Origin of the sequence: Microcoleus sp. bin38.metabat.b11b12b14.051 (assembly GCF_013299165.1) — a bacterium.
In the GTDB taxonomy this organism is placed as follows: Bacteria; Cyanobacteriota; Cyanobacteriia; order Cyanobacteriales; family Microcoleaceae; genus Microcoleus.
In genome coordinates, this window is sequence record NZ_JAAFKD010000001.1 from 271879 (window position 1) to 283438 (window position 11560).

General features: G+C 43.5%; 13 protein-coding genes. 10 read left to right on the plus strand and 3 right to left on the minus strand.

Features of this window, described 5'->3' with window-relative positions; all coding sequences use genetic code 11:
- Nucleotides 1-368 precede the first annotated feature (368 nt).
- The 8 genes from QZW47_RS01215 (at nucleotide 369) to QZW47_RS01250 (ending at nucleotide 6609) form a co-directional block, all read left to right on the plus strand.
- Nucleotides 369-644 (plus strand): helix-turn-helix transcriptional regulator, encoded by a 276-nt coding sequence (locus QZW47_RS01215; protein ID WP_293122500.1) that lies wholly within the window; start codon nucleotides 369-371, stop codon nucleotides 642-644.
- A 34-nt stretch (nucleotides 645-678) separates the two neighbouring features.
- Entirely contained in the window at nucleotides 679-960 is a 282-nt protein-coding gene (locus QZW47_RS01220; protein WP_293123374.1) for a hypothetical protein, read from the plus strand.
- A complete protein-coding gene (locus QZW47_RS01225) occupies nucleotides 939-1064 on the plus strand; it encodes a hypothetical protein (protein ID WP_293122503.1) in 126 nt (41 codons plus the stop codon). Before QZW47_RS01220 ends, QZW47_RS01225 begins: the two co-directional genes overlap by 22 nt.
- Before the next feature lie 219 nt (nucleotides 1065-1283).
- The gene (gene hisS / locus QZW47_RS01230; protein WP_293122506.1) at nucleotides 1284-2555 is read left to right on the plus strand and encodes a histidine--tRNA ligase; all 1272 of its coding nucleotides are present in this window, start codon (nucleotides 1284-1286) and stop codon (nucleotides 2553-2555) included.
- 293 nt (nucleotides 2556-2848) lie between these two features.
- The gene (locus QZW47_RS01235; RefSeq protein ID WP_366930778.1) at nucleotides 2849-3073 is read left to right on the plus strand and encodes a hypothetical protein; all 225 of its coding nucleotides are present in this window, start codon (nucleotides 2849-2851) and stop codon (nucleotides 3071-3073) included.
- A gap of 94 nt (nucleotides 3074-3167) precedes the next feature.
- The gene (locus tag QZW47_RS01240) at nucleotides 3168-4310 is read left to right on the plus strand and encodes a DNA cytosine methyltransferase (protein WP_293122509.1); all 1143 of its coding nucleotides are present in this window, start codon (nucleotides 3168-3170) and stop codon (nucleotides 4308-4310) included.
- Between the two features lie 17 nt (nucleotides 4311-4327).
- Nucleotides 4328-6031, plus strand: coding sequence for an AAA family ATPase (locus QZW47_RS01245; RefSeq protein ID WP_293122512.1), 1704 nt, complete (start codon nucleotides 4328-4330; stop codon nucleotides 6029-6031).
- A 2-nt stretch (nucleotides 6032-6033) separates the two neighbouring features.
- On the plus strand, nucleotides 6034-6609 hold the full coding sequence (locus QZW47_RS01250; protein ID WP_293122515.1) for a hypothetical protein: 576 nt from the start codon (nucleotides 6034-6036) through the stop codon (nucleotides 6607-6609).
- A gap of 7 nt (nucleotides 6610-6616) precedes the next feature.
- On the opposite strand, the gene QZW47_RS01255 is transcribed toward QZW47_RS01250, so the two are convergent.
- Entirely contained in the window at nucleotides 6617-7831 is a 1215-nt protein-coding gene (locus QZW47_RS01255) for a class I SAM-dependent methyltransferase (protein WP_293122518.1), read from the minus strand.
- A gap of 195 nt (nucleotides 7832-8026) precedes the next feature.
- Nucleotides 8027-8194, minus strand: coding sequence for a type II toxin-antitoxin system HicB family antitoxin (locus tag QZW47_RS01260; RefSeq protein ID WP_293122520.1), 168 nt, complete (start codon nucleotides 8192-8194; stop codon nucleotides 8027-8029).
- A gap of 99 nt (nucleotides 8195-8293) precedes the next feature.
- Here QZW47_RS01260 and QZW47_RS01265 point away from each other — a divergent pair, with 99 nt between their 5' ends.
- Entirely contained in the window at nucleotides 8294-8953 is a 660-nt protein-coding gene (locus QZW47_RS01265) for a hypothetical protein (protein WP_293122523.1), read from the plus strand.
- Nucleotides 8954-9139: 186 nt separating this feature from the next.
- Here the strand turns inward: QZW47_RS01265 and QZW47_RS01270 are convergent, their stop codons facing one another.
- Nucleotides 9140-10324 carry an NAD(P)H-quinone oxidoreductase subunit H gene (locus QZW47_RS01270; RefSeq protein ID WP_293122540.1) on the minus strand — a complete coding sequence of 395 codons (1185 nt, stop codon included), beginning with the start codon at nucleotides 10322-10324 and terminating at the stop codon, nucleotides 9140-9142.
- A gap of 197 nt (nucleotides 10325-10521) precedes the next feature.
- Between QZW47_RS01270 and rsmH the strand changes: the two genes are divergently transcribed.
- Entirely contained in the window at nucleotides 10522-11424 is a 903-nt protein-coding gene (gene rsmH / locus QZW47_RS01275) for a 16S rRNA (cytosine(1402)-N(4))-methyltransferase RsmH (RefSeq protein ID WP_293122543.1), read from the plus strand.
- Nucleotides 11425-11560: the final 136 nt, after the last annotated feature.

Below are 11560 nucleotides of genomic sequence, written 5' to 3' on the forward strand. Positions count from 1 at the left end.
CCCCCAAAAATTGCCAGCTATTGTTTAATAGCTGCTCCTATAATATCAGACTTACTGATACTGGCAGTTACACCCTCAACGCACAAGTGCAGTGCGGGCGTATCAGCAGTTTTACGTGCAAACATCTGTCGGTTTTTGGGCTTGGATGTTCAGATGCGTGCGTATCTGACATCCGCCACCCGAGGCGCGAACCCAGCAAGTGTGCGTCTTGCTGTGTCGGCTGAGGAATTGCGCGAAGCCACGATTCTGCAAGCGAGTTGGTGCTCGCGTACCCGAAAAAGCAGCAGCAGATTTAATTTTCTCTTCATACTCGATCCGTCATCCTCTAGAATTGTATATAGGTAAATATGCAGACATAGGAAAAATTTATGAGCGGGAGCGTCTCTGGCACCCCTGTCACCCTGTCGGACAGAGAATTGCAAGTGGTAGAGTTAGTAGCGGCGGGATTGACTAACGATCAAATAGCCAAAAAGTTGGAGATTAGCAAACGTACTGTTGACAACCACATTAGCAATATATTGAACAAGACACCTGCGGACAATCGAGTTTCGCTTGTACGCTGGGCGTTGCAGTGGGGCAAGGTATGTTTGGACGATATTAACTGTTGCCCTCTACCGGGGCCGATCGATAAAGAAGTATCTTAAATAGGGGTTATGGTTGGGTACAAGCAAAGAAATGATGCAAACGGCACAAGAAAAACAACTCCGCTATCAAATTCAATGCCCCGGATTGCCGCTGGCGGTGTATCGGGAAGTAGCAGCCCATTTGCGTCAAGTCGAAGGGGTGGAAACCGGTTTAATTCCGCAGCAGTCGCAGCGGTTTGATTACAGCGACAGCCAAGTTGGGAGTTTGTGGATACAGTATGCTGATGATTTTGATTTAGCCTGCCGCCAGCGAGTCGATCGCATTTTGGCTTATTATGGCGATCGTTACGGAGCTTGGGAATTATTAAGTCATTAGTCAGTTGGCAGTTGGCAGTTGGCAGTTGGCAGTTGGCAGTTGGCAGTTGGCAGTTGGCAGTTGGCAGTTGGCAGTTGGCAGTTTGGCAGTTGGCAGTTGGCTAAGACTAAATGACAGATAACTAACGAATACAGAAGTTATGAACTACTTAGTTAAAAGGCTATTTGATAACAACATTTTCCTAGTCAGTCTTCAGAGGACGCTCGCACTACTATATCATTCCGTTCTAACTGGATTTGATACGATAACTAACAACTGCTTTCCTAACAACTGCTTTCCTAACAACTGACAACTGACAACTAACAACTGACAACTGACTAACAATGAGTACAATTAAAACTTTACCTGGAACGCGGGATATTTTGCCCGCTGAGATTCAATATTGGCAAAATATAGAAGAAGTCGCTAGAACAATATTGAAAAAAGCGGCTTATCGAGAAATTCGCACGCCAATTTTTGAACAAACATCTTTATTTGAACGCGGCATCGGCGAAGCTACGGATGTTGTGGGCAAAGAAATGTACACTTTTAAAGATAAAGGCGATCGATCGACTACTTTGCGCCCAGAAGGAACAGCCGGAGTAGTGCGAGCCTTTATTCAACACAGTTTGTACGCGGCTGGTGACGTGCAGCGCCTGTGGTATACTGGGCAGATGTTTCGCTACGAACGCGCCCAAGAAGGTAGACAGCGACAATTCACTCAAATTGGCGTGGAAGTCTTGGGAAGTGCAGATCCGCGGGCGGATGTCGAGGTAATTGCGATCGCCTGTGATATCCTGCAAGCGATCGGCTTAAAAAATTTGCGCCTCGATATCAATTCTGTCGGAAACAAGCAAGACAGACAAAATTATCGGCAAGCGTTGATTGATTATTTTACACCGTACAAAGACGAATTAGACGCCGATTCCCAAGACCGCTTGACTCGCAATCCGCTGCGGATTTTGGATAGCAAAAATCAACGCACTCAAGAAATTGTCGCTGGTGCGCCGAGCATTTTGGAATATTTGGGCGATGAATCGCGATCGCACTTTGAGCAAGTCCAGCAAATGCTCACAAGTTTAGGAATTAGTTATCAGTTAAATCCCCGATTGGTGCGCGGTTTAGATTACTATACCTACACGGCTTTTGAAATTATATCCGACGATTTGGGAGCGCAAGCAACGGTTTGCGGTGGTGGCCGCTACGATGGTTTAGTCAAGGAATTGGGCGGCCCAGATACGGCGGCAGTCGGTTGGGCTATGGGTGTAGAAAGGTTGATTATCCTGTTGCAAAAGTTGCAATCTTTGTCCGTTCCGCAGTTAGATTTCTATTTGGTATCTAGGGGCAAAAAAGCTGAACAGCAATCGGTTTTATTGGCTCAAAAATTGCGGAGTGCGGGCTTTAGTGTGGAGATAGATTTGAGCGGCAGTGCTTTCGGGAAACAGTTTAAAAGAGCTGACAGAAGCGGTGCAGTTGCGTGTTTGGTTTTGGGTGATGCGGAAGCTGAAAGCGATACTGTACAATTGAAGTGGTTGGCGAGTGGTGAACAAAGTGCGATCGGTCAATCGGAACTGCTAGCCATGACAGACGAGTTAAAACTGAAGATCAAAGCCTAGACAAACGAAGACGGCGGTTGAAACCGCGTCTACACAAACAAAGACGGCGGTTGAAACCGCGCCTACACAAACAAAGTCCGCCTCCGCGGACTGAAGAAAATCCTCTCGTTACCAGGCTTCAGCCTGGTAACGGATATCTAGAGGCTCCGCCTCGCAATTAACATTAATCCCCAAAACAAAAAGGTATAATTAAAAATTAAACCCCCTATAATATCTGATAAAGTATGGTAGTAGCAACTAAAAACCCTCCCGCTAAATTAATCGTAACCTAGCCCTTACTACCAGACGACTTTTTGGGGATACCTGGATTAAACTTGTTTTTGGGTATTTGGGAAGGTAGCCACGAATCTAGAAGTGGCTATTGGCTGAGATGGTGGAATCCCGAAGGCGAATTATTGTTGTGGTCAGAGGAGCGGGCCCAGCAAGAACGGTTGCGGGCCGATCGCGAATACGATCGCGCCCAAAGACTAGCAGAAAAATTACGTCAAGCTGGAATCGCATTAGATGACGAAGAGTGAAATTATCAAAATATAGTCAAATTTGACTATATTTTGGTATAATCGTTATCTTGTGCTCGGCATTCAGCCAGCTCTTGTCCTACTGCTAACTAATATGTTAATCGAACGTCTCAAGCCGATCGCCTGGAAAACCAAACCGCAACTGATATCATTGTTTTCAGGTTGTGGTGGCATGGACTTGCCATTCCACAAAGCCGGATTTGAGGTAGTTTGGGCGATCGACTCCAACAAATACGCCTGCAAAACATTCAGCAGAAACATCGCCGATGTCATCGTCAATGACAGCATAGAAAATATAGATATTGCACAAGTTCCCGATGCAGAAATATGTATAGGAGGGTTTCCGTGTCAAGACTTTTCCATGATTTGGAAACGGCCCGGACTCGAAGGTACTAGAGGCAATTTATATACATATTTTCTCGATTTTGTTAATAAAAAACAGCCAAAAGCTTTTGTAGCAGAAAATGTCAAAGGCTTATTAAGTGCCAATAATCATCAAGCCATAAAACAAATAATTTCCGACTTTGAAAGTATCGCTCCCGGCTACTTAGTTAAACCCAAACTCTACAACTTTGCTGATTACGGAGTTCCCCAATTTCGCCAAAGAGTATTATTAGTTGGCATTCGGATGGATACAGGATTTAACTTTGTACATCCTCAGCCAAAATACGGTGAAAATCGCAATTATCCTTATCGAACTGCCGGCCAAGCACTCAAAAATGTCGAAAAAGTCAAATATAATCAAGAACATCAGAAAATTCAGCCACGAACCATTGAAATTTTGAGTCGCATCAAACCGGGAGGGAATTTTACTGATATTCCCAAAGATAGTCCCTACTATGTAAAAGGCATGATCAGTCATGTTTATCGGCGAATTCATCCAGATAAACCCTGTGCTACAATTATTGCTGGTGGTGGTGGCGGTACTTGGGGATATCATTATCCCGATCCCCGTTCATTGACAAATAGGGAAAGAGCAAGGTTACAAAGTTTTCCTGATAATTTTGTGTTTGAAGGTTCTATTACAGAAGTAAGAAGACAAATTGGCAATGCAGTTCCGCCCGATGGCATAGTTGAAGTTGTTGAATCACTGATTCCCTTATTTCAAGAGGATTATCAGAAAGTCGATTTACACAAATTAAATCAAAAATTGCAATTAATGTCAATTAAAGAACGATTAGAACACGCAGAATCAGAGGCTTCTGAACAGCAAGTACAATTTACGGTTAATGTTTAGTCAAGTGAGGTGACTTAATGTCCATACCTACCATAACTCCAGAAACGCCCTATGTGGACATATCATTATCAAGAGTTGATAAACAGCAGCAATCAAATCTCAATACTTTTTTTGGCAAAGGGCGCGCAAATAAATCTACTGGTAAAGTTATCCCAAGAGATTGGTACGAAGTTGAACTTATTGTGGATTCAAAAACAATAAGCGATCCTATCTATCCAAAAGGTAATTTTCTCGCTCATACAGATGATGGTTTAACATTTGATTGCCAAACTCAAGGAGCAAATCACAAAAACTTTAGATCGAAAGATGATTTAAAAATTTTAGGACGTTGGATTAAAGGCAAGCTAGAAAAAAGTGGTGTCTTGAAACAATTTGAACCTGTTACAAGCCAGACACTTCAAGCCTATGGTAGAGACTATATCCGTCTGTACAAATTATCTGATTCTGAATACTACTTAGAATTTGATGGATCTATTCACCATAAGATGCTGAAAGAACTTCACCTAAAATGGGTGGGAACAGCTCCAGAATTCGATGTTCACTTCGCCAAAAGACTCAATTTGTTTACTGGAGACAATGGTCTTGGTAAAACTTTTTTGCTAGATATTGCTTGGTGGGGACTAACTGGAAACTGGGTTGGCCAACCTGCTTGGCCTCAACAGATAGAGGGAAAAACACCGGAAAAAACACCGGAAATTACCTATGTGTTGAGTTCTCAGACAGATTCTGAGGAATATCGTAGCCTTTTTAGTTTTTCCGATCAGAAATGGCTGAATCTGCGAGTACCTCCCTTGTTAAGAAGCTTGATTATTTATGTCCGTGTTGATGGTGGATTTTCAGTTCTTGACTCGGCTCGTCAACAGTCGAGTATCTATCACTTTACTTCCGATCATCTTTGGAATGGGTTAAGAACCGATAATAAAGTTCTATGTAATGGTTTAATTCACGATTGGGTCAATTGGCAACTACAGCGAGAAGAGTCTACATTTGAAATATTTTCTTCTGTGATTCGACGACTTTCTCCCCATGAAAATGAATGGATGGAACCGGGAAAGCCTATACGGGTTTCTGTAGAAGATACTCGTGATATTCCTACTCTGAATTTCCCTTATGGAAATGTGCCGATCATCTACGCATCAGCGGGAATAAAACGAATTTTAGGACTTGCTTACTTACTAATGTGGACGTGGTATGAACATACGCAAGCATCTAAATTGCGGCAGCAAGAACCTATCGATCAAATAGTCTTTTTAATAGACGAGGTTGAAGCTCACTTACATCCAGCTTGGCAACGATCGATTCTTCCTGCGATATTAGAAGTAGTTAAAAGTCTTAAAAATGAAATGCAAGTTCAGTTAATAGCAACTACTCATTCTCCGCTTGTACTTGCCTCAATCGAGCCTCAATTTGATGAGGAACAAGATAAGTTATTTTTGTTTGAGTTACAGGGTAAAGATGTAACTCTTAATCAAGTTCCTTGGGCCAAACAAGGAGATGCTGTGGGGTGGCTAACTTCAGATATTTTTGGGTTGAAACAGGCTCGTTCCCGCGAAGCAGAAATAGCGATTGATGCTGCGTATACCTTCATGCGAGGAGAAAGCATAGATGCTTTTCCTGAATACCTGAGAACTAAAGAGCAAATTCATCAGGAACTCCTGCGAGTTTTACCAGAACACGATCGCTTTTGGCCACGATGGATTGTTAGCACCGAGGTAGAGTAAAGATGATGCGATTTACTCCGCCACCGGAACCAAAAGATTTTGAGGAACAGGTGCGAAAAGCAGGCAATAATTGGTTAGATGAAAATTCTGATAAAAAACCAAAAGATTTTTGGTCTAGCTTCAAACCTCAATTAGCTAAAGAGTTCCACAATCTTTGTGGATATTCGGTAATGCATATACCGAGTCAGATGGGTACTGTCGATCATTATTTGAGTAAAAGCAAAGCAGAAAACCGCCATTTGATTTATGAATGGCAAAACTATCGCTATGCTTTGCAACGGGTGAATAGCTGCAAAGGAATTTGCGATCAACAAATTCTCGACCCTTTTGAAGTTGAGGATAATTGGTTTGAGATCGTCTTACCTTCTTGTCAGTTGGTTTTGACTAATGAAGTTCCTTCTCACGAGCGCGATCGAGCAGAATTTACCATCAAAAAGTTACAGATTCAGAATAGTGAATGGGTGATAGAACAACGTCAGGAGTGGTATCGGATGTATTTAGACAATGAACTTAATTTAGAAGGGTTAGAAAAGAAAGCACCTTTAATCGCTCGTGCGGTTAAGAAACAGCTTAATTAGTTAATCATCAATCGGGCACTCTCAAACCTTTGACTTTTTCTCCTTTCTCCCCCTCCCTCAACCCCTTACACTGCACCAAAACCCCAAAACCTCCCAAACCCATCGGATCGATCAATCGATGCAACGCTTCCCGCCTGCGTAAAAACGTTGTCAAATCCAATACTTCTGCATCATTTGTTGACAAAGAAGCAATTCTATCGCCCACACCCAACATCATCAAAAATAAAGCCTGTTGAGTAAAACCCATCATCTCTAAACCGCACAATTCCCCTTGTTTTTCCAGCGCCGTAAAATCAGCATGGGCCGTTAAATCCTGCCACCCTACATTAATATAAGGATTGCTGTGATAACGGTGGCGGTAATAACATTGAAGTGTTCCCTCTGTGCGCCTGGGATTGTAATAGCGGTGCGCCGGATGGCCGTAATCAATGGTTAACACGTAACCGCGCTGCAATTTTTCGGCAACTGTTTTTATCCAGTCTAAAGCTGCTAAATTAACTTCGCTGCGATAACCATCCGCATAAACACTCGCCGATAAGTTTATTCCTACTAATTCAAAATATTCGGCAATTTTAGGATTTGACAGTTCGCCTACTACTTCAATAAACTTACTTCCAGATTGTGCATTTTGTGCTGTGGCTGCGGCAACGTAAATTTCCCTGACTTGCCCTTGTTCGACGATAAATTGATGGACGGGTAAAGCATCGACTAACTCGTTAGAAAAGAAGCAGCCGACAATCGAGTTATTAGCTATCTCATCCCAATTGCACCACTTGACTGTTTTGAATTCAGCTAACTTTTGTTGCTGCACCGATTGCTGTATGGGTGAAATTTCTACAATAATGTATTCTAATATTTTAAATAAATCGGGATGTTTTCGTTGCAGGTATTGCAGCAAATGTGTGGCAAATGTTCCTCGCCCCGCACCCATTTCTACAATAGTAAAAGCATCAGGTTTGCCGAGGATTTCCCACATTTCTACAAATTGCTCGCCCAAAACTTCGGCAAAATCAGCACTCCAATGAGGCGATGTGATAAAATCACCTTGTTTGCCGATGTTGGGCCGATCGCCATTATAGTAACCATACTGCGGGTGATATAGTGCCAAATCCATGTATTCCGCAAAGGTTATGCGCTGCTGCGGACTTGCGGCAATTTTTTCGCAGATTAAAGCGCAGAGTTCTGGGTTACTGTCGTTGATATTTGATTGCTGGACTGTCATAATTAAATTAAGGTTGATGTTATTTTATTTATGAAATAAAGATTTTTTTAACCGCAGAGGGCGCAGAGGACACAGAGGAAGAGAGAAGAGAGAAATATTGATGTTCAGTAATTTAAGATTGTTGCTATACAGGAATTACGCAGAACCTCTATATGTTAAACGATCACCCTCTTATTCTAAACAAAGTGCAATAATTTATTTGATATTAGCAATCAATTCATCAATAGTTTCTCCTTGACTGTAACAGGCTTTTAGCTGTGGGACTTCCGCGACATAATAGCCATCTTGATCTCGTTCGATAATGACGTAGGACTTTCGCTTGCCGATATTCATTCTGCAATCTCTTTGTTCTTTAAGTTTCATTATATCATTTTGAAGCCGATCGCAAACTTGAGATTTGAGATTAACAACTTTCGATTGCTGTGATAAGCTAGTCTTGGCTTTTAAATATAATGCTTCTGTATGTCGAGAGAGTCTTTTTTAGAAGAGTTCAAAACTTCAAGCGAGTTATTATTACCAGCTTATCTAGTTATCTTTGATTTTGCAGACACAAAAAGACGAAATCTTTACTTAGGTCACTCTGAAGTAGATAAAGATATTATTGCATTTGATAATTTGTTGAAAAATTGCGTTTATTTAGAAAGATATAAGAGAATTGCCGGCAATAAATGGATGGCTTGTATTGCAGAACAGCAACTCAAGGATATACCGAGTCTCATATCCAATTATGCACAAGAAGTGCGTATATTCGCGGGGTGGGAATGCAGGGCGATCGATCCCAACGGAAATCGAATATTTATTGAAGAAAAAAGAAACGTTTTCATCAGTCGTGCTGTCCGTTGCGGTTACTTGTGGAGCAAAAATGTCAATGAATTAACTATAAAAATTAATCAATTAGTCGATCGAGTAGGTTGTTTACCTGTTAATACATTAACTTACCTAGAGTCTGAGATAGCTATTAATTTACCCAGATGGCGGTGCGTACCCGCTGAAATTTTATCTTTGACTGAGTATTGCCCGTACTGTAATAGTACCAACTTTCACTGGCTAGGAGGAGCTGATGATGGTTCTGGGGGTATTTGTTCGCAGTGCGGAACCGAGGTGGATTTTCAGTACGGTTAATATATACAGTCCTATTCATGGTTAGTCAGAAACCGGGTTTTTACGAGAATCTTTCGTTGTAGCCGACAGTTGAAGTAAAAAAAACTGGTTTCTTTGCTATTATGCGCCCTGGACTTTGTATGATGCAACAAAATAGCGATCGCACTCATCAGCAAATAGCCAAAAAGTGCGATCGCTCTTTTTGTTCTAGCGATCGACCGAACCCATGATAATATCGATACTGCCCAGAATCGCCACTAAGTCCGCAATCTTTACACCGCGCACGATATGGGGCAAAATCTGCAAATTATTGAAATCCGCAGCCCGAATCTTCCAGCGCCAAGGGAACACGCTGTCATCGCCGATAATATAGATTCCCAACTCACCCTTACCGCTTTCAACCCGCACGTAATGTTCGCCCTTAGGAATTTTGAAAGTTGGCGCTACTTTTTTACCAATAAACTGATAGTCGAAACTGTTCCACTCAGATTTTGGCCCGCTTTCTAAGCGCTTTGCTTCCAAATTTTCGTAAGGGCCGCCGGGGAGTGCTTTCAAGGCTTGATAGAGGATTTTAACTGACTCGCGCATCTCCCGAATTCGGACTAAGTAGCGGGCCAAACAATCGCCAGCAGCTTCGGTGCAAACTTCCCAGTCAAAGTCGTCGTAGCATTCGTAATGGTCAACTTTTCGCAAATCCCAATTGACGCCGGAACCGCGCAACATCGGGCCGGAGAGTCCCCAGTTAATCGCTTCGGCGCGGGAAATAGTACCGAGTCCTTCAATCCGGCGGCGGAAGATAGGGTTGTTGGTGATTAAGCGTTCGTATTCGTCAATTTTTGGCAGGAAGTAATCGCAGAAATCTTCGCATTTGTCTACCCAGCCGTAGGGTAAATCTGCTGCGACTCCGCCGATGCGGAAGTAGTTGTTGTTTACCATGCGGTAGCCGGTGGCTGCTTCCCACAAGTCGAGAATTGGTTCGCGATCGCGCATTGTGTAGAAAAATGGAGTTTGCGCGCCCACGTCCGCCAAAAACGGCCCTACCCACATCAAGTGGTTAGCAATCCGGTTCAACTCCAGCATGATTACCCGAATGTAACTCGCCCGTTTGGGGACAGCAATATTCGCTAACTTTTCTGGTGCATTGACTGTCACCGCTTCGTTAAACATCCCCGCAGCGTAGTCCCAGCGGCTCACGTAGGGGACGTACATCACGTTGGTGCGGTTTTCGGCAATTTTTTCCATGCCGCGGTGTAGATAGCCCAAAACAGGCTCACAGTCTACTACATCTTCGCCGTCTAGGGTGACAATTAGGCGGAGTACGCCGTGCATGGATGGGTGGTGCGGCCCCATGTTGAGCACCATTGGTTCGGTTCTCGTCTCAATTCTTGACATAATAATTGGTAATTGGTAATTGGTAATTAGTCATTGGCCAAACAGGGCATTGGCCAAACAGGTCATTGGCCAAACAGGTCATTGGGCATTGGGCATTGGGCATTGGCCAAACAGGTCATTAGCAAAAAAACTTTCTAACTGACAACCGACAACTGACAATTGACAATTGTTGATTTTTGTTTCATTCTTACTAAATTATGAAGGATATCGAGCCGTCTGAGAAGGAGACTCCTGCATCAGATGTCAGTATTGAGGCTTATCACGTTTCTGTTTTGGCCCAAGAATTAATTGCGGGTTTAGCTGTGCGTCCCGGCGGGCGCTATTTGGATGCGACGCTTGGGGGGGGTGGACACACTGGTTTGATTTTAGCGGCGGCGCCTGATGTGACTGTGGTGGCGATCGATCGCGATGCAGAAGCCATCCGTTTTTGCGGGGCCCGATTTGCTGACGCACCCGTCGAGTTTTGGCACGGCAATTTTGCTGAATATCAGTCTCCTGATGCCGAATTTGATGGTATTATAGCAGACTTGGGCGTTAGCTCGGCTCAGTTCGATACACCGGAACGAGGCTTTAGTTTTCGCCACCCTGCTCAATTAGATATGCGTATGAATCAGCAGCAATCTTTGACGGCAGAAGAGATTATCAATCACTGGGATGAAGTTAAATTAGCAGATATTATTTACAAGTACGGCGAAGAGCGACTGTCGCGGCGCATCGCGAGGCGGATTGTGCAATCGCGTCCTTTTGAAACTACTACAGAACTTGCAGGGGCGATCGCTAGCAGCTTCCCACCCAAGCAGCGCAACGGTAGAATCCATCCCGCCACCCGCACTTTTCAAGCTTTGAGAATAGCTGTCAACTCCGAACTAACTTCTTTAGATACTTTTCTCAACCAAGCCCCTAAATGGTTGAAACCCGGCGGGAGAATCGGTATCATTACTTTTCACAGTCTGGAAGACAGGCCGGTTAAGCACCAACTCAGAGCAACAGACTGTTTGCAGGTACTGACAAAAAAGCCGATCGTGCCACAATCCGAAGAAGTAGCTAGAAATCCCCGCTCTCGTTCTGCTAAGCTCAGACTGGCAGAAAAATTAACTTGATTCGGCAGCAACGTGAATAAAGAACGAGCTCCAAACCAAGGCGAGGTCTGGTAAGGCCGCGACCGGATGCAAGTTCCGAACTTCCTTGTGGTATCACTAACATGGCACTGACTTATGAAACCCGAACCCCTCACGC